Source organism: Exiguobacterium acetylicum (genome assembly GCF_019890935.1).
Classification (GTDB): Bacteria; Bacillota; Bacilli; order Exiguobacteriales; family Exiguobacteriaceae; genus Exiguobacterium_A; species Exiguobacterium_A abrahamii.
Window position 1 is genome coordinate 1310667 of the sequence record NZ_CP082333.1, and the last position, 20797, is coordinate 1331463.

Below are 20797 nucleotides of genomic sequence, written 5' to 3' on the forward strand. Positions count from 1 at the left end.
TGACGCTAGACTGTATGGCATGTACCATACAGTTAACAGATGTACTATTGTCTTAATACAATGGTAGGAATTGAGGAGGGGAATTCTAGTGCTTGAAGTGAAGGGGTTACAAAAGCGATACGGACGAAAAAAACAGGTCTTACGCGACGTGACGTTCTCTGTCGGTTTAAACGAAGTGACATGTCTGATCGGCTTGAACGGGGAAGGAAAGTCGACGATTTTAAAAGCAATTCTCGGTCTGATTCCGGTAGATGCCGGGACGGTGACGGTCGACGGTAAAACGTCGCGCGACCAGATCGCGTTCGTGCCTGATCTCCAGACGATGCCGAGCTACATGACGATCGGACAAGCGCTCGCGTATATGGCGGATCATTATGCGGATTGGAATCAAGAGACAGCGGAACGGTTGCTGCAGACGTTCCAGCTGTTTACGACGGATAAAATGGCGAACTTATCAAAAGGGAACAAGGCGAAGTTCAATCTTGTCTTAGGATTCGCCCTCGATCGACCGTACATATTACTCGACGAACCGCTCGCAGGAATCGATCTCTTCATGAAGGAACAGATTGCCTGGATTTTCTCAAGTGAGTTCATGGAAGGACGGAGCATCCTGATGACGACTCACGAAATTGCCGAGGTCGAACAGGTGATTGACCGAGTGTTGTTCTTACGGGACGGGAAAATCGTCGAAGTCAAAGAGACGGATGAGTTACGTGGCCGTCATCATCAATCGGTCCAAGACCGGATGCGGGAGGTATATCAAGGATGAAACGCTGGTTGTTATTAACGAATGAAGAACTGAAACGAAGTACGAAATTACTGGTGTTGTTGATTTCAGGATTGATTGTCGCGGAAATCGTATCACTGCTTTATCAGATTTACGATTATCAGCACTCAATCGAGGCAACGATGCGGAGTGAGCAAATATCAGAACTGGACGCCATCGAGCAAGGAGGTGGTGCGTTGACCTTCGCACAAGCGATTGATTTTTACGATTCAATCATTGTATTAGCGATGGGGATGATCGTCTTGTTCGCGTTCTGGATTTGGTATCGCGACTGGGTGGGCGAGACGAAGTACATCTACCGGCTACTATTGTTACCGGGATCACGTCGTGCGATTATTGCATCGAAAATGACGGCGCTCTTACTTGTCGTTACGAGTTTGATCGGCATTCAGTGGGTGTTGCTGTTACTTAGTCGCAATCTTTACTTATGGCTGTTACCTGAACCGCAACAAATCGCAGCAAGTATCGACCAATATACGAGATTCCTGAGTGCCTTCTATACGATGTATCCAAGTGATGTTTTGTTCATTTTACTACTTGCTTTCATCGTCATCTCATTCGTCTTTTTAACGGTACTACTGGAGCGGTCGCTCGGAAGAGGAAAAGCGATGCTACAGATTGGACTGTATGCTGTCATATTGATTGGCGGTTGGTTCGTCATCGGATTACTCTCAGCAGTATTTCCATACGATTTTGGGCAACTCCATGTTCAACTATACTTTGGATACGTCGTACTCCTGACGCTTTACATATCCTACAAAAATCTACGATTAGTCCAGACGCGACTGTCAGTATAAGGAGAGAAATTCATGAAACGATATCGACAACTCCTCGTCTTCGGGCTGATCAGTCTCGTAACGGTTGGCAGCTACATCGGTTATACGTGGACGATCAAAGACGCAGCCTTTTCCATCCAGACGGTTAGTGGGCAAACAACAAACAAAGAGTCGTTTACAGTGGGCTTGCATACAGAGGGCAAACGTTCTCAGATTTATGAAATTACGAATAACGGTTCAGTAGATGGGCAGTCGAATAGCTACTTCAATCAGTTTTTTGGAACGAACAATCTTCCAGAAATACCGGACCGTTACTACAAATTCATTACGCAACAAGAAACGAATACGAGTGAAAATCAAACGCTGAATTATGCGATTCAGATCAAAAATAATCATTTGAAGTTCAAGATGTTCAACTATCAAACAAAAGAACTGTTCGAGAAGACGTTCGACTATCCTTCGAAGCTCGAGACGGGGGTCGAGTTGCAAGCGAATGTCGTCGATAAGCAAGCGATGAAAGTCTATGTCCAGTTGGATCATATCGATCAACCGAAAGATACGAAGCTCGTCGTGTTGGATTTAGCGAGTGGTACGGTGCAGGACATCGTTCTTCAAAAACCTGCTCCAGCGGATCAAGTACGTCAGTTTGTAGCTATCCATCAAAATGAAGTCGTTTATTCGGAGAGTACATTCGAAAGTGATGGAAGTGAAGAACCCGAAGCATTCCATTTTCTTGATGACGGAAAAAGCGTTCGACCGATCAAAGCGTTGAATCAGCGGAACGTTAGTTATACGACGCATGAAAATGGACGATATCTCGTCGGGTTCCGTTTTCCAGAAGGAGACACGAAACGACTCGAGTGGTCGACATTCGACATGAAGACAAAACAACGATCCGAGCACAGCGTGGCGAGTCCACTTGTATTGAGAAATGTCGAGTGGATGAACATGACGAATGACATGAAACTTTATCTGACGTCAGAGACCAAAGGTGGGTTTCAAGTATCCATCGTCGATTTGAAACAGGATCGACTTCTCTATCAAGGAAAAATCAAGGACGCGAACCACCAGAAGAAAACGAGTATTTCTAATTTTGTAGTGCAATGAAATGGAGGCGTCATACCGAAACCGGATGACGTCTTTTTGAAAGGACAGAATGATATGAAACTAGAAATCGAACAGTTATCGAAAATCTATCCGAATCGAAAACAAGCGTTGCAGGAGATCACGTTGACACTGGAAGCCGGAGTGTATGCCTTGTTTGGTGAAAATGGAGCAGGGAAGACGACGTTGATGAAGATTCTTGCTGGACTGTTACGTCCATCGCAAGGGGTGATTCGAGTCGATGGTCACGTCGTCTCACCGCTAGAAGAGACGTATCGCGAACGAATCGGGTATTTGCCGCAAGAGACACCGCTTTACGGTGATTTCACGGCAACACAGTTTTTAACGTACTTGGCAACGGTCAAGGGCGTTCCTCAATCCGTCATCACCTCCCGCGTCGAGCAAGCCTTGATCGATGTGAATTTGCTAGAACAAAAAAATCAGAAACTACGTCGCTTCTCAGGTGGAATGAAGCGACGGATCGGGATCGCGCAACTACTGTTGAACGACCCGGACTTTTTGATCATCGATGAACCGACGGCAGGGCTTGATCCAAAAGAACGGATTCATTTTCGGAACGTCATCGCGACGATTGCTCGAAAACGAATCGTCTTACTGTCGACACATATCGTCTCGGACGTTGGGTCGATCGCAAAGGATATCATCCTGATGCAGCAAGGAAAGATCATCCGCCAAGCTAATCCTTATACCTTACTCGATGAAATCGCGACTTCGATCTGGTCCGTCGATGTATCGGACGAGACATTACTCATCTTGCAAGAGACGTACCAAATGGGTGCGATTCACCAAACGCGCTCTGGTAAAAATCGCGTCCGGATCATCTCATCCGATCGACCGCATCCAGATGCGATTCAGGAAGAGCCGCAACTAGAAGATTTATACCTTTATCACTTAGATGAACGGATGCGTGGTGCTTGATGTCGATGTTACGATTCGAATCATATAAATTATATAAATCGTTAATCGTCTGGTTGCTGTTAATTGGAATGGGAATCTTCTTCTTTCCGACATTAGTGGAACCGATTGATCATGTCATCAAGTCTCGCTATTCTTCGTTCGAAGGACCAGCTACGAAAGACGTCTTTCAGATGATTGAGGCGGATAGCAACATCATCAATGATCCAGATACACGAATGGGAGAAGACGACATCTTATACAAGAATGAAATTTATGCTCAAATCTTACATATGAAAGAAGCGCAAATTCAGCGGCAACAACACCTCGACGCTTTAAAAAGCGATGCGTTCGAGCAAAAGCTCGTCAATCGTATCAACGTCGCATCGATTCGCTATCACGATCCGGCGGAAATCGTAGCGACGTTCGTCAATCAATCGGGGCTCCTATTCCCGTTGATCGGACTCCTGCTCGTGACGATCAGTTATATACGGGAACGCATGACCGGAGTCGAACAGTACCAGTTGACGTCGCGGAATGGACGACACGTCTTATTGCGTGCGAAATGGATGGCTGCCGCTACGTACGTGACAATCATCCACGTGTTGACGTATCTTGCGACGATCTTAGTCGTCCGATTTCAACTTGGACCGATCGATTGGTCGGCGCCGATGCAAGCGATGGACGGACTTGCTGCAGCACCGTATCCATTATCGATTGGTGGATATGTACTGTGTACGTTCATTTATCAGGAACTTGCCATTGTGACGCTAGCGACAGCTATTTTATGTGCCTCGTTATTCGCGAAACAGTATAGTCACGCCTTCATTTACGTAATGATTTTGATCGGCTTACCATTGACGTATGGTTACGTCATTCCGGATGTCTTTTTCCCAGAGTTCGTACAGGTGCTGATCTTCTTTTTCCCAAGTCGCGGCGTGCTGACGCGTGAACTGTTCCAGACAGACATACCGTTCGCCTTACCGATTCTTGTGATGCTCGTTTGGATGGTACTGATCGTCACCCTTTACGTATTCATGATGCGATCTGTCAAAAGGAGGGAGCTGACATGAGACGCGAGTTATTGAAGGTCGAATGGCAAAAGGTAAAGCAACAAAAGATGGTGTGGGTTCTCCTGTGCCTCGTGTTCAGCGTCGGGCTGATTTTTTCGTTCGGTCGGATGGGGTTGCCTGGAACGGAACGGACGAATGCACCGTTCGAAGGGAAGCTGACAAGGGATTTCGTAAAGCAGGCAACAGAGGGGAAAAAGCGTTTGATGAAGAACGATATCACGAAAGCAGAACAGGACGAATACGGGATATATTTGCAGGTTCTCGAGGCTGAGCGATCGCATCGATTGCAATCGCAATATATCGACGAATTGCGGCAAGAAGCGCGCTCTACTACATCTGACGTTAAAAAACGAAAACTCGAACAAGAAGCGTCATTGCTTGCGAAGATCGATTATCAACGGGTTGGTAACTTCCAGACACTTGATCAATTCATCGTATTTCTCGGTGTCGGAGGATTTGCGTTGCTGGCGATCGTCTTGACGTTAGTGACCGCGACGAGTTATTCGCGCGAAGCGCAGACCGGGATGTTGCAGTTGCTCTATAGCGCAAAGCATGGTCGCAAAGACGTCCTGACGGCAAAATTAACACTCTCGATCCTGCTCGTCACTGGTGTCATCCTCGTTTACAATATCGTGCAGTGGCTCTTATTTTTCCGTCAGTCGAGCGGCTGGGAGTTACCGATTCAGTTTAACTATCATGATTCTCCATACCCGTTGACATTCGGGCAACTGTATCTGCTCGCTATCTTGATGCAGTGGCTGGTCGGCATCTCGTTAGTCATGACGTTCACGTTTTTCTCGTTACTCGTCCGGCATGTCCTTGCTATTCTGATACTCGCATCGATCTGGTTGATTGGTCCGTTCGTGCTTGAAAAGTTCTTTGGAGGCATCATGGCGAGCGAAACGATCAGCTCACTTCTCCTCCTGACACAAGGGCAGTCATTGATGGTGTTCGTATTGTTTAGGGATTACCTCGCTGTACCGCTATTTGGGCAACCCATTGTCTTACCAGTAGTCGTCATCGCGAGTAGTATCGCGACGATCCTTTTGTTCGGCTGGGGGTGTTACAAGCTGGTCTCGCGTCAGTCTGCCTAAAAAAACGCTTCGATCCGGAAAAAGTTATCCGGTCCGAAGCGTTCTTTTTTTTCGTTTTGACTAGGAATCGATACATCGTGAGGCGAAAGCATCAAGACGTGAAGTTTTTCTCTGCCGCTTTACAGGCACGCAATAAGGCATCCTTGAAGAAACGATCTTCCTGCGAAGCGAGTTGTTGGGTTGCTTCCTCGTCTCCGCGCAGGGAGCGGGCGAGCATCTGGATGACCTTGACCCAGCGCCGGACGTGATCGAGTTGCGGGCGACCCATCGCGACGTATACTGTGAACCAATCGTTTTGATCGCGGCGGATCATCCGTTGGAACAGTGATTTTGCGAGATCGACTTCTTCGGTCGTCGGGAGCTCGTTCGTCTCGAAATAGCGACGTAACGCAGCGACGGCAGTCGCATACGCTGCCTTGACGTCTTCTGACGGCTGATGTTTGCCGTAGTCGGATGTCGACAGATGAAGTAAGGCAGGTTTCTTCTCGACACCCGTGATCCAGGCGGAGATTGTTTTATTGCCCTTATAAGCTTGACGGTTCGCGACCGGGAGCTTCGCCGTGACGTTACCGACTTTTCCGATCAAGGTCACTTTGTTGTTGCGATCCTGGATTTCGGTCACTTTCATCTCGACCGTATCCCCCATTTCATGAGGAATGGCTTTCGGCTGGAGCTTTTCTCCTGCCGAGAGCGGCGAACGCTTGCGGATCATCCGCAGTGCCTCTTGTTCAATCCGGTCGTCAAGCGACCACAGATGTTCCGGTGGGACGTTGCGGAACCGGCGACGTCGGACCTTGATGTACTGGTCAAGCGCGTCAGCAGCTTGCTCCCGCGTCGATTCACCACGTGCGACGGGGCCGATGATGTCTCGGAGCGTAATGGATTCGAGACGTTCCATGATGCCTTCGAACGGGATGAGTTCCATTACGTAGAGACTACAGACGACGAGTTCGCATTCGCGAGGAGTGAGTGGGCGTTTGGCCATAAATTGACTTCCTTTCAGCTGGTTGATGTTTCTAGTATACCAAAAAAAAAGCCATCGTCACGTAATCCCGTGACGATGGACTGAAAAAGCTTACAAGACGAATGCCGATTCCGAACTATTTTGCAATTCGGCGGACGCGAGACGTGTGACGCCGTTCATGAACGGGTCATGAGCGACGAACAAGTCACCGATTGCTTTGATCTCAGCCACGGTCGCATTCTCCTTCGCACCAGCGATGCGTAAGCGATACGGCTTTTTCGTCACCGTATCGAACGTCAGGACGATCGTATGTTCCATCAATGGTCACTCCTTTCATGAAATGTAGAGGATGGGTTATGCCTTCAGTAAAGCGTAGTCACGGCTGATTTCCGTCAGCGCGTAGCGTCCGTCGAGTAAGCTGCCAATCGATTGCCCGATCGAAGCGACGACGTCTGCTGGAAGATTCGAACGTAAGCCGTTGTAGCGGCGGCGTGCGACGACGGCATCACCGTTTGCTGTCACCTTGTCCTTACGCTCAAAGACGATGACGAGACTTGTCTTGATCTCTTCTGCTTGTGTCATGTGTATCACCTCCTTCGCCCTTATTGACAGGGGAAGAGACCGGATTGTTCGAAAGGAATGAAAAAAACATGGTCTGGTTACGTTTTTTACGAAAAGTCTCGTTTCTACGGATGCGGACGCTCGGATATGCATCGTTGATCTTCGTCTTCGGTGTCGCGGGTATCATGTATGCGCTTGAGCCGGAGACGTTCGGGTCCTACTTCCGCGCTGTCTACTGGACGATGACGACCGTTGTCACGGTTGGATACGGTGACTTCTTCCCGAACTCGGATACCGGTCGGATTCTGACGATCTTCGTGTTCATCTTCGGGATTGGGATCGTCGGTGGATTGATCTCAAAACTGGTCGACGGTGTCCAGTTGATTCGTAATCAAAAGGAAAGAGGGTTGTTACAAGTGAAGGAAACAGGACATACGGTCGTCTTCGGTTACAGTCGACGTTCGAAGCACGTCATCGAGTCATTGCTCGAACATACGGATGTCGTCCTCGTCGACGATCTAGAGAGAGAGCCATTCAGTCATCCCCGGTTCCATTACGTCTGTGGTGATCCGGCGCTGACGTCGACGCTCGAGCGAGCGCACATCGAGAAGGCGGTCCGCGCGATCGTCCTCGCGGATCATTCGATTCCGCCGGTCCATGCTGACGGACGAACACTGTTGATCGCTTCAAGCATCGAACGGGCGAACCCGAACATCTATACGATCGTCGAGATGATGCTTGAAGAACACCTTGACAGCTTCGAACAGGTCAAGGTCGATGAAGTGTTGCTTGGTGACGAGACGATTGCCCGGATGGCGATCCTCGCATCCCATCATCCCGGCGTGACGAAGGTCGTGACGAATTTGTTGACGAAGGATGGTGAAGGGATGTTCTCGATTCCGACACGACCGGAATGGGCGACATACCGCGATGCGTTTCATGCCTTGCTAGAAGAAGGCGTCACGATTCTATCCGACGGGAAGCGGCTTGATTTGAACCAACGTCTCGACGAAACGATTCCGAAAAACGGAACGCTGATCGTCTTATGTTCGGAGGAAACCGCCCAACGAATCGGAGCAATTTAAGGTGGGCATGATTCAACTAATCTTTTTTCGGGTATAGTAAACAAATTTACTAAACGGAGGAAAAGGATTATGACACAACCACAACCAGAATGGATCCAAGAATTATTCGAGACGGTCGATCAAGGTGAAATTAAAAATGCACCGAAATTACTCTATATGGCATTGACGCTTGAACCAAGTTATTTTACAAAAGCAGTTAGTCGTTTTAATCAACGATTGGAAGTCGAACCATTAACGGACGTTTCGGAACTACTGACGGTTTATCGTCAATTCTTCCTCTCAGCTAATCCGTCAGAGGAATACTGGTCACTTGCCTGGAACGAACTCATCCAGACCCTACAACATATGATTGATCGACCAGAAACGCAGCAATTACTTAAGGAACATGTCGATTTACTCGACTGGTGGTCAAGCGAATCGTTGCTGTCACTCCCGAGTTGGTTAACGATTCTCGACGTTGCAGAACGCATCGACGCGCTTGATCAATTTAGCAGTTATCTTCCAGATATCTTCGAGAGCTACGCGCTCGAGACAGCAAAGGATGAACCGTTCGCCCGTCTTGCCTGGTACGCACTCGCAAGCAATCAACAAGAGTTGCTTGCCCCGTACAGAGACCGGATCGAAGCCGGTTCGTCGAAGGAAATCCAGTCTCTTCGTCAAGCGGATCTCATCGATCAAATTGAAACGACACGGGTCGTTATGTTAAAGTCGAAAGATAACGAGCCGATTGAATTAACATTTGATCGAAAATGGACATTATAAATTATCGAAGAAAAAATGACACCTAGAAGCCGCACGAATCCAATCCAAGGGGTGTAGGGATGATTCACGTCAATTTACCGAGTGGTGACTATGTCGTGTTAGTAGAAATAAATCGTGAAATGCTGCTGTGTCATTCGATTGAAGAAGCGGAACAAGCACAACGCGACCGATATGAACTGGTCGGACGGATGAGCGAACGCTTGCCGGCAGAAGTGATTGGACCCTCGATTGCGGACTTTGTCCGCTTTTCGACCGGGTTCATCGGCGAAGAAGTAACGTGGCATGAAGAAGAAGAAGCATTCTTTTGCCAACAGTTCGAGACGTTCGACGGTTCCCCGTTAGGTGAAGACCTGACGGGTATCGATGCAACGCGTTGGCGTGCGGTCCTTGCACGCTATTATGCTTACGTGACGATCGGAAAGATCATTCCTTTTGAAGTCAGCGAAGAACCGGACGGTACGGTTCCGCTTTAGTCCAAACGATTCTTCGGTCGGCGCGTAAACAGAGAAGGGCAGGGTTCCCATGAAAAAGCAACTTGCACTACTCACGCTAGCGACAATCGTCGCCATGCCAACGTCTGCTTTCGCGCAGTCTCAATATGTACAATACGACCCAACTTTTACAGAACAACAAAAACAAGAATGGTTGGCGAATCAGGGGTTGACCGAAATTCGTGCCTTGAAACAAAAAGGATTCTCTCTCGTCGAGCCACTTGCACATCTCGAGGAAGAGGATATCGACGCTGATTTGATTCCAATCACGGACGTCAAAAAAGCGACGGATTCTGCCCAGTTCCAGCAAACGTACCTCGATCAGTCACGGATTCCGGCTTACTGGAAGTACAGCCGTGGGAAATCGGATGTTCGTGTTGCGATCATCGATGACGCGATCGATACGAAACACCGTGAGTTCAAGGATGTCATCTATAAAACGACGACGATTTCCGGGATTCGCAAACCAGATGATCACGGGACACATGTCGCGGGGATTGTCGGGGCGCGTGAAGACGGTCAAGGAATCGTCGGTGTCGCTTCGGGTGTCAAACTGATAGGGGCGGACGTCTTTGACGGAGAATATGCCGGGTCGATCGATATCGGCGACGGTATTTTGTATGCCATCGAGCAAGGGGCAGATGTCATCAATCTGTCGCTCGGACAATATGAATACGATCCCTATATGGAGTCCGCGATCAAAAAAGCAGAGGCGAAAAATATCCTCGTTGTCGGCGCAGCCGGGAACGACGGGAAGGGGAAAGTCCTTTTCCCGGGCTCGATGAGTCAAGTCGTTGCCGTCGGATCAGTCGGGACGCTCGGTCGTGCCTCGACGTTCTCGAACTACGGCAAAGGACTCAACATCATGGCGCCGGGTGAAGGGGTTTACTCGACGATCGTCGGGAATAAATACGGCTACTTGGACGGAACGTCGATGGCGACACCAGTCGTCAGCGGTGTACTGGCACTCGCAAAATCGAAGAATCCGTTCGTCTCGAACACGACGATGCGCAGTAAGTTATATGCGGCAGCGACGAAAAAATCAGGCGATACGAAGTCGCATTACGGAACGGGTCGCTTGAACGCCGGAATCTTGGCGACGTTACCAGCACCGATCTCGAAGATCTCGTTGCCGTCAACGGTCAAGCCGAATCAGCTGTTTTCATTCTATTTCGATGAGTACGCGAGTGCGAAGACGACGACACGTCTCTATAAGGACGGGAAGGTCGTCAAGACGTTCACGCAATCGAACTTAACGAACGGAACGCATAAGTTTACGTATAAGTTGAAAGAGAAGGGGGCGTATAAGCTCGTCTTTACGACGACCGGCGGACGCCATACGCGGACCGTTGAACGACTCCTGACAGTGAAATAAAAAAAGCGCCTCTCACCGAGTGAGAAGCGCCGTACGAGACCTGAAGGTTACTTCGGGTCTTTTCCTTTTTTATAGACGGGCGTCGGAGGTGTTAATGCCTCTCCAGTCCACGTAATCATCGCTTCCATCTTGTATCCTGTGTCATCCTCATGGACGAACGACAGGCGACTGGAATCGATCAATTGGTATAAACCATAAGCGACCTGGTCGGCCCAAGAGCGTAACGTCATCGCATTATCATACAACGGGATTTGCTCAGGGAAACGTTCATTCATAAGCAAGATATCGTGTTGATCGAAATGATAGCTACGTTTTGAGAGTGCATCGGGCGCCTTGACGTTGAACGGCTCGAACGCGTGGATGAGCTCTCCTTGACGATAGAAGGCGAAGATGCCGTTTCGCAGATGAAGTGCCTTGATCTCATCGATCTCGATCAGGAATGTCAACTTGCGAACCGTTCGCCGGTTCGTACCAGAGCGTCGTTTTTTCATGCTACATGCCCCCTTCTGAACTCTTGTACTATACCGTGAAATGAGGCAGGGACGCAACTTTTTCGTTTATAAAACGAGAATTGCCTCTTGCAGGAAAGCGGCATCTACGCTACACTCATAAGCAGTGACTATGTTGGTTCGGACAATCGCGGGGCATTTCGGTGCTTTGAGGAAAGTCCATGCTCGCACAGCCTGCGATGGCTGTAGTGATCGTGCTACACAAAAAGATAAGTGTAGGCAGCGTCAAGCTGACGGCAGAAGGAACGCCTAAGTCTTCGGATATGGCCGAAACTTCTTGAAGGTGCCACAGTGACGGAGCTTCATGGGAAACCATGAAGGTGGAACGAGGTAAACCCCACGAGCGAGAAACCCAAATTTGGTAGGGGAATTTCCGGAGCGGAATTGAACGCGAAGGAGAGCGTATGCAAATACGGAGATAGATGATTGTCGCCTGCGTGTGAGGGTCAAACCGTTTGAAACACTAAGGAACAGAACATGGCTTACAGGACCACATAGGCTGTTATTTTTAAGTTGAACGAGAGTCCAGGTCCACCCTGGGCTCTTTTTTTATTGCAATGAAACGATTCAGTGGAAGAAACGATAAAGGAGTGAACGCGATATGGCAAAACGCTTAGTCATCGCGACAGCGGCGATGGGAATCGAAGCGCTCGTCGCAAAAGAAGTCCGTGCGTTAGGATATGAATGTACGGTCGAGGACGGAAAGGTCTACATCGATTGTGAGATGGAGGACATTCCCCGTTTGAACATGTGGCTCCGGACAGCGGACCGGATCAAACTCGTCGTCGCTGAGTTCCGCGCGACGACATTCGAAAAACTGTTCGATCAAGTCAAGGCACTGCCGTGGCACGAATTGATGCCGTGGGATGCGAATTTCATCGTCAACGGTCGTTCGGTCAAGTCGAAGCTGTTCTCGATCCGTGACTGTCAGAAGATCACCGAGAAAGCGATCGTCTCGCACATGCAAGAACAGTACAACAAAGGAACGGAATGGTTGCCGAAGACAGGCGCGAGCTATCCGGTCGAAGTTGCTTTGTTAAAAGACATCGCGACATTAACGATCGATACGTCAGGCGACGCATTGCACAAACGTGGCTACCGTGAGTTCCATTCAGCAGCCCCACTGAAAGAAACGATGGCAGCAGCGATGTTGATGCTGACGAACTGGAAGCCGGATATGCCGCTCTACGACGTCTTCACCGGTTCAGGTACACTGGCGATCGAAGCAGCGATGATCGGGCGTAATATCGCACCAGGGATCAACCGCGAGTTCGTCTCACAGGAATGGAAATGCATTCCGAAGAAGGCATGGTTCGATGCGATCAACGAAGCGAACGAAAAAGCAGAGTGGGACAAACCATTGAAGATTTACGCAAGCGATGTCGATCCAGAGATGGTCAAGCTCGCGAAAACAAACGCAGAACTCGCAGACGTCCGCGATGCAATCAACGTCATGCAACGCGACGCAGCAGACTTCAAACCGAAGGAAGACTTCGGTGTCATCATCGGGAACCCGCCGTATGGGGAACGTTTGGAGGACGCACGTGAAGTCCATCAGCTGTATCGCAAGATTGGAACGGCGTACAAAGAATTCCCATACTACAGCGTCTACATGATCACGTCGTATGTTGAGTTTGAAAAAGCGTACGGTCGCCCAGCGACGAAACGCCGGAAGCTCTATAACGGGAATATTGAAGTTCAATTTTATCAGTACTATGGTTTGCGTCGGAAACGTCCGCAGGCTTAAGCCATTTCTAGTATTCGCGAGACTGTCATTGCACGTTTATTGCACAGTTGGTCTGAAAATACGTTTTTATCAAGAACCGCTCGATTGAGCGGTTCTTTTTCTTTCCAGTAAGTGTTCGAACTGAATTGCTATCCCCGATCATATTTCTTCGATCAATTAAATACAAATATTTAAATTAAGTGAATAATAAAAGGCAACTAAGTATCTTTAATTATTTTTTCAAGATCCTTCTTCGTCTGCATACTTCATCATAAAGGTAGTATAAGCGGAGATATCTTCTTGGGTCAGTTGCTTCATTAAGTTAAAATTTTCTTTAATCTCTTTAGAAAGTTTTGCGGCATTTGAATAATCTTGTTTATCGATACTGTAAAATTGTGTTTGGAGCTGTTCATAAATCCGGTTCATCTCATCTTGATTTCTGGCTAACTGTTGAGTCGTAGTCATCACATCATTAGGTGTAGTCGCCTGTTGAAGTGTGGCAATTTCCTCACTAATTGGGTCAATCATTTCTTTAAGCGAGAACAGTAGTGAAGAGATTGGGGCAGTCACTTTATCATCTTTCGTTCCTACCATTTGATTTAAATCATCAATTTTGAAACCAAGTTGGTCATACATTTGGGATATATTATATATACTAGGTAGAATTATGTCTTTATCGTATATGACTTCCTTTTGGACTTCTGTGCTTCCTTCCTCCGTCACGGGCTCTGCGACGATTGGTTCTTCTTTTTCGACCGACTCCGGTTTTTCTACGACATCATTCGTCATGTCCGGGTGCATGTCGTAACGGGACTCGTCCATGTTTTCGAAGTTGATTGGTGCATTAATCTTGCCACTTAAGCTTTCTTTTAGGCTTCTGAAGATACCGAGGTGAATCCAGTACCCGTCCGCCTTCTGGAAATAACGCTCACGATCGACTAGCACCATGTCCGAGAAGTTATCGAGATTCATTTGATCAAGCGTCTTTCGTGTGTAGTACGACTTCAGGACCGGTTCGAGTTCTTCATTCCCGTTGTCATCCGTCATGACCGTCGACCGTTCGAAAGCAAATAAATCAAAGTTCTTGTTTTTATAGAGGTCCTCTATCAAACGAATCGAATCCAGTGCGTAACTTTCGACCATCGTGTTCTCGCTCCAAAAGGCAGAGTCTTTGTACTGGACGATCAACGTTTTGCCTTTCACCTTCGCACCAGTGATGCCCTCGCTATATTTCTTCAGTTCGCTACTGATCGTCTCCGACGTTGCGTGTTCGAGATCTGCTGTGACTTCCGGTTTCTTCTTCTCTTTCATGTCTTCTGCCTTTACTTCTTTCTTCACTTCCGTCGGTTTGTCATTCTGCGCGCTGTAGATACTGCCGAACATGCCGACGATGAGTACACCGAATATAGCGAACAGCGTACCTTTTCCGCCCATTCCAGATGGTTTCCGGTTCGAACGCCTTCTTTCTTCCAATGTAGACCCTCCTTTATCAGTTCTTTTAATACCTATATTGTCATTTATGTTTTTAATTTCCATATTAATTCTAACTCAAAATGGTTTATTATACGATATGGATTTAGGCGATGGGATAACTATCTTCGCATCGAACAATCATATACCTAACGTATATGAATATTGAAATACAGTTAATGCATTGATTTCCAAGTGTTATAGTTTCTGTCGTGAAAGGACGCAGGTAAAAGTTACATTTAGTATATGCATGATTGATGTTGCACAATCATTACATAGTTTTTAAGAAACTCTCTAGATTAAATTAGGACAATATCAAAAATCCCTTTGAAATGACATACTTAAAAAAGTACAAACTTTGAAAGAGTTTTTGATTAGCACAAAGTATATTTTTAAGCAGGATGATGAGAATAGTAGTCAAAAGGTAAACATAAATGATGTACTTATACATACTGAGGGAGAAAACATGACAAGGATCTGGATAGAAGAGTATGAAGTAATGGGTGATTTAGGGCGTCTATTTGGTCACTTTTTAGATATGGATGATTCAATTAAAACGGCATATTTAATTAGCCCGTCAGAAGGAGACGAATCTGTTTCACCATCGAAGAAAATTTTGTTTGAGTTTTTAGAGCATCGAAACGATTTTCCGTTGTATCTGTATTTTTCAGATGAATATGTATTAAGAGAACGACATCAGCAGTTCTTTCAGCAACAGGATATTGACTATACCATTCAAACGGTGTATCCAAGTCGAAAATATCATTTAAATCCGCTTGTCTATTTTACAGTCGAGTTAAAGGACAAGGAAGCGCTCAGACGCGTCGTTCGCAAAACGTACTGGTTAGCAGAAGAGAATGTCTTCTACGTGATTTCGAATTACGATAATTTAAAATTTACGTTTGAGGAAAGGCAACATTGGGGTTTCCAGCAATATCTACCGATTGCTTCATTTGATCGAACTCCTCCATCGGTGCTTATCAAGCCTGGTCATGACGGATGTGGTTTTTTCATATGTTCAAGCGATCGATCGGTGAATTCGTTAGAAAACGTCATTCGGAGTATGCCGGAAGAAATCATCACATATCAAGTCAATGATGAACTATATGAACTTGAGTAATGAAGAGTAAATTCACTCTTCAGCTATCGGAGGTGCTGCATGAAACCAGCCATCAAACAGATCAATCCATCGTCTAAACGCCCGGGTGTATCACTAATCGATCTAAAGCGTGCAGAAAAAATCCTCGGTGTAAAATTCCCGAAGGATTATATTTCACTCATGCAGGAATCAAATGGTGCAGCCTTTCATGACTGGCAACTCTATTCGATACCTACTGAATCGAGTCATTCTGAAGTCGAAGATATCATCCACTGTTACGCAAATCGTCCAGATGGTTTACCGGAGGATATGATTTGCTTTGGTGAACATTTAGATGGGAGACGGTTGTGCTACCGAATTCGACGTCGTTTTTTACAAGAGCTCGTTTTCACGTGGCATCCTAAAAAGGGACTTGAAAAATACTGTGCCTCTTCACTCAACGAATGGGTAGAATCCGAAATGTTACGTGACCGGGCTAATAAAAAGATTACCCTGGGTACTTTTAGTGTTAGTAGTCATCGACTGCTCGTGACGGATTCGAATGAAAAAGATGTAGCATCGATTGTCTTGGAGCAAGTGAAGTCTGGCGCATGGACGGCTTCCGTCACATATGATTCAGATGGAACGGTTCGTTTACTCACAGTAAACGAAGGTGTCGATCAGCCGACGGGCAGATGGACGCGATCGCATAAGATTGCGATTGATTCGGGATTTGTACTGATTGGTGATGATGTTGCGTTTCGTGAAGAGGAACTAGCCGAGGAACTCTTTTTCGGTCAACAGGACGTCCATTTGTTTCAAGCGGGTATCATGACCGAGTCTGGACATGGAGACGGCATCTATCATCTGAAAGTAAAGAAAAATCGAGATAAACAAATCATCGGAGTACGAATCAATTTCATGGAGTAGCAATTGAAAGACCGGTAAAAGGAATGCTCCTTCGACCGGTCTTTTTGCAATATGTAGTTATTTGATATTGTCGATGGCGTTGCCGTCCTGATCGACTTGAGTAGAAAGTCCTGTCCAGCCACGACCTTTTGTCTCTAGCCAGCTGGTGAATTCGACGAGAAATTCCTCGTGCGGTACATGGCCACCATCTTTTTTGACAATGACGTACCCGTCAAGCTTTACATATGATTCCTTCAGTGATTCCATGCGTAATCTCCTCCTAAGTAGCGGATGCGAAAGTAAGAGTATAGCGCTCGAAACATTCATTTACAAATGATATCCATTTATCTTTCTAGTTCAACAAATGGTCCGCTCGACATAAAACCGTCACCTTCACACCATCAGCGACAGAAAAGCCATTCATTCGCGTGCCATCATTCATGCGAAGTGATGTCGTTTGGACGATGTCCTGGAAGAAAAATAGGTCACTTCGTAAACGACGCAGTAGCTGGCGAACATGATCGTATGTTATTGATTGACCACTCAATTCCGTCAATCGCTCGGCTAGCGCAGGATACGTTGACGTCGTATTCGTCAGGATCACGAAAAGTGCCAAAAACCCGTTCGGATTCAGTAAGATGGTTTGATTTCTCCACTCGACAAAGGTTCCCTCTGAACTGCTCTGTAAGACGATTTCTTGATCGTCAGCTTGATATTCTTGAAACGAACGTTCATTGATTAACGTCTCCGTTCCGTCTTGAATTTTTCGATAATAAAGACGATCAAACAGGTGCTCATCTTCAACGAGTAATTCGTTTCGATATTTGTTGAGTCGTGCCGCTTCGTCCGGGTGCTCCTCGTGTTCTCGGTATTCGAGTTCAGCAAGTGATTCGCGTGCTAGGTAGATGCTGCAGTTGACGACAAACATATGCGTCAGTGTCGTCTGGATGTCGCTCAGAGCAGCGTCGACCGTACCGTCGAGCGATCGGCTGAAGTGACGTATCGCTTCCGCGTACTGGCGTTTGACATAAAGAATATAGCCGAGACGATAATTCGCAAGCGGGTGGTTCGGGCGAAATTTAAGTGCCATAGTCAATGCGCGACGCGCTGCGTCATAATCCGGCGTCTCCGAAAATTTCGAGTACTCCGCTTGGCGGACATACAGATTCGTCAGTTCGTCTTCTAATTGTCTTCTTTTATCTCGATCTGTCGTTTCCCGAATGGTGCGGAGTAGTTCTTGCGAACGCGTATAACTCGTTATCATCCCGTTCATCCTTTCCTGTCTCTTTTCTTTCATCATAGGGCGGACCAACGTGTGTGACAAGCTGTCACAGCGGTGTTGCTACTCTATAGGTACCAACATTAAAGGAGTCGATGTGAGATGAGAAACGAAAGCAAATGGATCCGATATGGCATTTTAAGCGGGGAAGTCATCGAGGAACCGACATGGTCAGCTTGCGTACAAGATGTCATGCAACGAGCGGGTCAACAAGAAGTGACGGATGAAGAGATTCTCGATTGGATCGAAGAAGCAAAACAGCGTCATGCACCACTTGACGATCATGGGATGGAAGCATTGTTTGATCCAAGAAGACAAGCGTTACCCTATCACCTGTTTGACGGGTATGTCCGAGGTATCGTTCGTATGATGAATGAACTTGGGATTTTGACAAGTTCCTGTTGTGACGGTCACGGTAAACGAGCTGCTCGGGTTTATACGCAGGATTTGCTGACGAACCAGCAACGGTATTTGCTTCGTTTAGCGGCAGACGCAGTTCCAGGGTTGACCGTGTCCTTACAAAGTCGGTGGATTCAACTTGAAGTGAGAGAGCAACGTTCGCTGTTGCTGGATTTAGCGGAAGTCTTATACCGCATCAAACAAGACGCATCAACGATACAAGGGCTGGAGTTGCAACGCTTCAGAAAGCGTCTGCTAAGATGGCTCGCTATTCCTGGACAAAGCAGAAGGGAACAGATGGTTCGTAGTCGCGTACAACAGGCAGTTCGCCGGTTTGCTGACGATTCTTTTGTCGATGAAAAAGGGAACCTGCTCGTGACCTACCATCAAGGGGAAGGACCGGTCATTTTATTATCGGCACATCTCGATACCGTCGAACGTATCGATTCGTACCGGACGCTTTTTCAGGAAGGAACAATCTTAACGAGCTCAAACGGGATTCTTGGGGCAGATGATCGAGCGGGCATCGCTGCGATTCTTGAACTCATGGAACGCGTCCCAGCGACTGACTTCCGCGGAACGATCAAGCTCGCTTTTTCAGTCGAAGAAGAAATCGGTTGTCGTGGTGCAGAAGCAATGGATGCGTCGTTTTTAGAGGACGTCCACGCAGCAATCGTCTTTGATCGCCGCGGTACACGCGACATTATAACAGGTTGTTATGGCGAGTTTGATTTTTGTGAGGAGGCTTTTGGCGCATGTTTTGAGCAAGCCGGTCTGTTGAGTAGTATGCCGGATTGGCGAACGACACGGTACGGAGGAAGCAGTGATGCGAAACTATTCGCGCTGCGAGCTATTCCAGCTGTCAACTTGTCCGTCGGCTATCTGCATGAGCATACGGATTTTGAACAGGTTGATTTTGCAGCGACGCTCGAAACCGTCCGTTTGGTCGAAACGTTACTCCATCATCGGCTGCTCGAGCGTTATTTCGCTGAGCGGACAGAAAATCCAACTCTAGGCGGATATACCGATTAATGGATTCCAAATATAGTAAAAAGGAGAGGTGAGAGGAGACGATTTGATGTGGATCATACTGGGTTTACTGGCGATTGGATTTACGGCACTGAATATCATCTTTTATTTGATCGGTAAGGACTATCGTTTTCTGATGGTGCTCGGACTGAGTTTTACGGCACTGACGCTGTGCGCGGAATACCGACTCGTCGCAGAATTCGTGGCGCGGGAGGACTGGGCAGCGTTACAAGACGTCGTACCGGGCATGGAGCGGGCACTGTGGGTATTGACGTTCATCTCGATCGGATTAAATGGATTGCCGCTACTGTTAGACTACCGAAAGAATCGATCTCATTGACGAACCGAAGAGGAGCTGAATCCTGATGAGCTATACATTTTCACCGCTGACGCAACGACAGGCGGAACAGATTGCCTACGAGTGGCAATATGACGGGGCGTTTGCATTTTATGATATGCCGAATGACGAAGAAGATTTAGCAGAATTTCTCGATCCAGCAAAGCGGACGGAACATTATTTTGCTGTGTTGGATCGGGAAGAATTGATTGGTTATTATGTATTTGAACCAAACGCAGACGTCGTTGACGTCGGGCTTGGCATGCGACCAGACTTGACGGGCCGAGGAAATGGAGTGGCATTTTTAGAAGCCGGTCTTGCGTTCATCATGGACCGATATGCACCTAAACAAATTGAATTAGCTGTCGCGACATTCAACGAGCGGGCGATTCGCCTGTATACGAAAAGTGGCTTCCTTCCCGTCGAACGGTTCCAACAGGCGACGAATGGTGGAAGCTATGAATTTTTGAAGATGCGTTTACAACCCATCCACTCGACGGAACCTTTTCCAAACTCTATAAGTAGATAACAGAAAAGGAGATGATGTCATGGCACGCTGTACGAATTGTCAGTATAAGTTCAGCACAAAAGAAGTGCTCGCTGTCAGTGTTGCGATACATGGGAAAGGCAAGACGTGTCCGAACTGTGGCGTGAAACAATACATGTCCCGGAAGTCACGATTCTATCTATCACTCGGGAACATCAGTCTCTTGTTCGTCCTGTTCTTGCCGTTTCTGATTCGGTTGAGCGATCGGGAAGAATCGATGAGGTAAGATGTCGGTTACCTTCGATTTCATGAAACTTTTCCTGAATCCACCAGTAGATAAGGAAGAAGGAGATGGTCAGATGGTACGTTGTACGAATTGTCAGTATAAGTTCAAAATGAAAGAAGTGCTTGCTGTCGGATTTGCGAAACACGGTAAATCCTGTCCGAACTGCGGTGTGAAGCAATACATTTCAAAAGACTCGCAACATTACTTATCGCTCGGATACGTCAGCCTCTTGTTCATCTTGATTCTACCGTTCGTCATCAAACTGAGCGATAAAGAAGAAGCGATTTGGTAAAGCATTACG

General features: G+C 47.2%; 25 protein-coding genes and 1 other RNA gene. 19 read left to right on the forward strand and 7 right to left on the reverse strand.

What is annotated here, in order from left to right; genetic code table 11:
* Window positions 1-88 precede the first annotated feature (88 nt).
* The 6 genes from K7G97_RS06685 to K7G97_RS06710 are packed head-to-tail and all read left to right on the forward strand — an operon-like array spanning window position 89 to window position 5749.
* A complete protein-coding gene (locus K7G97_RS06685; protein ID WP_223041697.1) occupies window positions 89-769 on the forward strand; it encodes an ABC transporter ATP-binding protein in 681 nt (226 codons plus the stop codon).
* A complete protein-coding gene (locus tag K7G97_RS06690) occupies window positions 766-1584 on the forward strand; it encodes a hypothetical protein (protein WP_223041698.1) in 819 nt (272 codons plus the stop codon). The genes K7G97_RS06685 and K7G97_RS06690 overlap by 4 nt, the downstream gene beginning before the upstream one ends.
* A gap of 12 nt (window positions 1585-1596) precedes the next feature.
* Window positions 1597-2670, forward strand: a complete 1074-nt coding sequence (locus tag K7G97_RS06695; RefSeq protein ID WP_223041699.1) for a hypothetical protein — start codon at window positions 1597-1599, stop codon at window positions 2668-2670.
* Between the two features lie 54 nt (window positions 2671-2724).
* Window positions 2725-3606, forward strand: coding sequence for an ATP-binding cassette domain-containing protein (locus K7G97_RS06700; protein WP_223041700.1), 882 nt, complete (start codon window positions 2725-2727; stop codon window positions 3604-3606).
* Window positions 3606-4655: a hypothetical protein gene (locus K7G97_RS06705; protein ID WP_223041701.1), complete on the forward strand. Its 1050-nt coding sequence runs from the start codon at window positions 3606-3608 to the stop codon at window positions 4653-4655. The genes K7G97_RS06700 and K7G97_RS06705 overlap by 1 nt, the downstream gene beginning before the upstream one ends.
* Complete coding sequence (locus tag K7G97_RS06710) at window positions 4652-5749, forward strand: ABC transporter permease (protein WP_223041702.1); 1098 nt, start codon at window positions 4652-4654, stop codon at window positions 5747-5749. The genes K7G97_RS06705 and K7G97_RS06710 overlap by 4 nt, the downstream gene beginning before the upstream one ends.
* Before the next feature lie 91 nt (window positions 5750-5840).
* Here K7G97_RS06710 and K7G97_RS06715 read toward each other — a convergent pair whose 3' ends face one another.
* From K7G97_RS06715 to K7G97_RS06725, 3 genes are all read right to left on the reverse strand, one after another.
* On the reverse strand, window positions 5841-6734 hold the full coding sequence (locus K7G97_RS06715) for a hypothetical protein (RefSeq protein WP_023467917.1): 894 nt from the start codon (window positions 6732-6734) through the stop codon (window positions 5841-5843).
* Between the two features lie 90 nt (window positions 6735-6824).
* Window positions 6825-7031, reverse strand: a complete 207-nt coding sequence (locus tag K7G97_RS06720; RefSeq protein WP_029341392.1) for a DUF2922 family protein — start codon at window positions 7029-7031, stop codon at window positions 6825-6827.
* 36 nt (window positions 7032-7067) lie between these two features.
* Window positions 7068-7295 (reverse strand): DUF1659 domain-containing protein, encoded by a 228-nt coding sequence (locus tag K7G97_RS06725; protein ID WP_023467919.1) that lies wholly within the window; start codon window positions 7293-7295, stop codon window positions 7068-7070.
* 68 nt (window positions 7296-7363) lie between these two features.
* Here K7G97_RS06725 and K7G97_RS06730 point away from each other — a divergent pair, with 68 nt between their 5' ends.
* The 4 genes from K7G97_RS06730 (at window position 7364) to K7G97_RS06745 (ending at window position 10987) form a co-directional block, all read left to right on the forward strand.
* Window positions 7364-8359: a potassium channel family protein gene (locus K7G97_RS06730; RefSeq protein WP_231884689.1), complete on the forward strand. Its 996-nt coding sequence runs from the start codon at window positions 7364-7366 to the stop codon at window positions 8357-8359.
* Window positions 8360-8428: 69 nt separating this feature from the next.
* On the forward strand, window positions 8429-9121 hold the full coding sequence (locus K7G97_RS06735; protein ID WP_223041703.1) for a hypothetical protein: 693 nt from the start codon (window positions 8429-8431) through the stop codon (window positions 9119-9121).
* A 59-nt stretch (window positions 9122-9180) separates the two neighbouring features.
* Window positions 9181-9594 carry a hypothetical protein gene (locus tag K7G97_RS06740; protein WP_223041704.1) on the forward strand — a complete coding sequence of 138 codons (414 nt, stop codon included), beginning with the start codon at window positions 9181-9183 and terminating at the stop codon, window positions 9592-9594.
* A 49-nt stretch (window positions 9595-9643) separates the two neighbouring features.
* Entirely contained in the window at window positions 9644-10987 is a 1344-nt protein-coding gene (locus K7G97_RS06745) for a S8 family peptidase (protein ID WP_069940435.1), read from the forward strand.
* A gap of 47 nt (window positions 10988-11034) precedes the next feature.
* On the opposite strand, the gene K7G97_RS06750 is transcribed toward K7G97_RS06745, so the two are convergent.
* A complete protein-coding gene (locus tag K7G97_RS06750; protein ID WP_041255063.1) occupies window positions 11035-11478 on the reverse strand; it encodes a hypothetical protein in 444 nt (147 codons plus the stop codon).
* Window positions 11479-11612: 134 nt separating this feature from the next.
* Here K7G97_RS06750 and rnpB point away from each other — a divergent pair.
* Both rnpB and K7G97_RS06760 read left to right on the forward strand, forming a co-directional pair.
* An RNA gene (gene rnpB, locus K7G97_RS06755) (RNase P RNA component class B) lies at window positions 11613-11986 on the forward strand.
* A gap of 111 nt (window positions 11987-12097) precedes the next feature.
* Window positions 12098-13243, forward strand: coding sequence for a THUMP domain-containing class I SAM-dependent RNA methyltransferase (locus K7G97_RS06760; RefSeq protein WP_223041705.1), 1146 nt, complete (start codon window positions 12098-12100; stop codon window positions 13241-13243).
* A gap of 219 nt (window positions 13244-13462) precedes the next feature.
* Here K7G97_RS06760 and K7G97_RS06765 read toward each other — a convergent pair whose 3' ends face one another.
* A complete protein-coding gene (locus tag K7G97_RS06765; protein WP_223041706.1) occupies window positions 13463-14695 on the reverse strand; it encodes a hypothetical protein in 1233 nt (410 codons plus the stop codon).
* Window positions 14696-15050: 355 nt separating this feature from the next.
* Here K7G97_RS06765 and K7G97_RS06770 point away from each other — a divergent pair, with 355 nt between their 5' ends.
* Together K7G97_RS06770 and K7G97_RS06775 are read left to right on the forward strand one after the other, a co-directional pair.
* The gene (locus K7G97_RS06770) at window positions 15051-15812 is read left to right on the forward strand and encodes a hypothetical protein (protein ID WP_223041707.1); all 762 of its coding nucleotides are present in this window, start codon (window positions 15051-15053) and stop codon (window positions 15810-15812) included.
* A gap of 39 nt (window positions 15813-15851) precedes the next feature.
* Window positions 15852-16700 (forward strand): SMI1/KNR4 family protein, encoded by an 849-nt coding sequence (locus K7G97_RS06775; protein ID WP_223041708.1) that lies wholly within the window; start codon window positions 15852-15854, stop codon window positions 16698-16700.
* A 57-nt stretch (window positions 16701-16757) separates the two neighbouring features.
* Here the strand turns inward: K7G97_RS06775 and K7G97_RS06780 are convergent, their stop codons facing one another.
* Together K7G97_RS06780 and K7G97_RS06785 are read right to left on the reverse strand one after the other, a co-directional pair.
* Complete coding sequence (locus K7G97_RS06780) at window positions 16758-16946, reverse strand: hypothetical protein (RefSeq protein ID WP_133208139.1); 189 nt, start codon at window positions 16944-16946, stop codon at window positions 16758-16760.
* A gap of 85 nt (window positions 16947-17031) precedes the next feature.
* A complete protein-coding gene (locus K7G97_RS06785) occupies window positions 17032-17943 on the reverse strand; it encodes a tetratricopeptide repeat protein (protein ID WP_223041709.1) in 912 nt (303 codons plus the stop codon).
* A gap of 117 nt (window positions 17944-18060) precedes the next feature.
* Here K7G97_RS06785 and K7G97_RS06790 point away from each other — a divergent pair, with 117 nt between their 5' ends.
* Genes K7G97_RS06790 through K7G97_RS06810 form a run of 5 tightly spaced genes read left to right on the forward strand, consistent with a single transcriptional unit; the run spans window position 18061 to window position 20788 of the window.
* Window positions 18061-19389, forward strand: coding sequence for a M20/M25/M40 family metallo-hydrolase (locus K7G97_RS06790; protein ID WP_223041710.1), 1329 nt, complete (start codon window positions 18061-18063; stop codon window positions 19387-19389).
* Between the two features lie 46 nt (window positions 19390-19435).
* The gene (locus tag K7G97_RS06795) at window positions 19436-19726 is read left to right on the forward strand and encodes a hypothetical protein (RefSeq protein WP_223041711.1); all 291 of its coding nucleotides are present in this window, start codon (window positions 19436-19438) and stop codon (window positions 19724-19726) included.
* 25 nt (window positions 19727-19751) lie between these two features.
* Window positions 19752-20252, forward strand: coding sequence for a GNAT family N-acetyltransferase (locus K7G97_RS06800; protein ID WP_223041712.1), 501 nt, complete (start codon window positions 19752-19754; stop codon window positions 20250-20252).
* Window positions 20253-20271: 19 nt separating this feature from the next.
* The gene (locus K7G97_RS06805; protein WP_223041713.1) at window positions 20272-20496 is read left to right on the forward strand and encodes a hypothetical protein; all 225 of its coding nucleotides are present in this window, start codon (window positions 20272-20274) and stop codon (window positions 20494-20496) included.
* A gap of 1 nt (window position 20497) precedes the next feature.
* On the forward strand, window positions 20498-20788 hold the full coding sequence (locus K7G97_RS06810; RefSeq protein ID WP_262415810.1) for a hypothetical protein: 291 nt from the start codon (window positions 20498-20500) through the stop codon (window positions 20786-20788).
* Window positions 20789-20797: the final 9 nt, after the last annotated feature.

Coding starts and splice junctions, on each gene's coding strand:
- K7G97_RS06690 (WP_223041698.1), top strand. CDS start 766: ATGAAACGCTGGTTGTTATTAACGAATGAAGAACTGAAACGAAGTACG.
- K7G97_RS06695 (WP_223041699.1), top strand. CDS start 1,597: ATGAAACGATATCGACAACTCCTCGTCTTCGGGCTGATCAGTCTCGTA.
- K7G97_RS06700 (WP_223041700.1), top strand. CDS start 2,725: ATGAAACTAGAAATCGAACAGTTATCGAAAATCTATCCGAATCGAAAA.
- K7G97_RS06705 (WP_223041701.1), top strand. CDS start 3,606: ATGTCGATGTTACGATTCGAATCATATAAATTATATAAATCGTTAATC.
- K7G97_RS06710 (WP_223041702.1), top strand. CDS start 4,652: ATGAGACGCGAGTTATTGAAGGTCGAATGGCAAAAGGTAAAGCAACAA.
- K7G97_RS06715 (WP_023467917.1), bottom strand. CDS start 6,734: ATGGCCAAACGCCCACTCACTCCTCGCGAATGCGAACTCGTCGTCTGT.
- K7G97_RS06720 (WP_029341392.1), bottom strand. CDS start 7,031: ATGGAACATACGATCGTCCTGACGTTCGATACGGTGACGAAAAAGCCG.
- K7G97_RS06725 (WP_023467919.1), bottom strand. CDS start 7,295: ATGACACAAGCAGAAGAGATCAAGACAAGTCTCGTCATCGTCTTTGAG.
- K7G97_RS06730 (WP_231884689.1), top strand. CDS start 7,364: ATGGTCTGGTTACGTTTTTTACGAAAAGTCTCGTTTCTACGGATGCGG.
- K7G97_RS06735 (WP_223041703.1), top strand. CDS start 8,429: ATGACACAACCACAACCAGAATGGATCCAAGAATTATTCGAGACGGTC.
- K7G97_RS06740 (WP_223041704.1), top strand. CDS start 9,181: ATGATTCACGTCAATTTACCGAGTGGTGACTATGTCGTGTTAGTAGAA.
- K7G97_RS06745 (WP_069940435.1), top strand. CDS start 9,644: ATGAAAAAGCAACTTGCACTACTCACGCTAGCGACAATCGTCGCCATG.
- K7G97_RS06750 (WP_041255063.1), bottom strand. CDS start 11,478: ATGAAAAAACGACGCTCTGGTACGAACCGGCGAACGGTTCGCAAGTTG.
- K7G97_RS06760 (WP_223041705.1), top strand. CDS start 12,098: ATGGCAAAACGCTTAGTCATCGCGACAGCGGCGATGGGAATCGAAGCG.
- K7G97_RS06775 (WP_223041708.1), top strand. CDS start 15,852: ATGAAACCAGCCATCAAACAGATCAATCCATCGTCTAAACGCCCGGGT.
- K7G97_RS06780 (WP_133208139.1), bottom strand. CDS start 16,946: ATGGAATCACTGAAGGAATCATATGTAAAGCTTGACGGGTACGTCATT.
- K7G97_RS06785 (WP_223041709.1), bottom strand. CDS start 17,943: ATGATAACGAGTTATACGCGTTCGCAAGAACTACTCCGCACCATTCGG.
- K7G97_RS06790 (WP_223041710.1), top strand. CDS start 18,061: ATGAGAAACGAAAGCAAATGGATCCGATATGGCATTTTAAGCGGGGAA.
- K7G97_RS06795 (WP_223041711.1), top strand. CDS start 19,436: ATGTGGATCATACTGGGTTTACTGGCGATTGGATTTACGGCACTGAAT.
- K7G97_RS06800 (WP_223041712.1), top strand. CDS start 19,752: ATGAGCTATACATTTTCACCGCTGACGCAACGACAGGCGGAACAGATT.
- K7G97_RS06805 (WP_223041713.1), top strand. CDS start 20,272: ATGGCACGCTGTACGAATTGTCAGTATAAGTTCAGCACAAAAGAAGTG.
- K7G97_RS06810 (WP_262415810.1), top strand. CDS start 20,498: ATGTCGGTTACCTTCGATTTCATGAAACTTTTCCTGAATCCACCAGTA.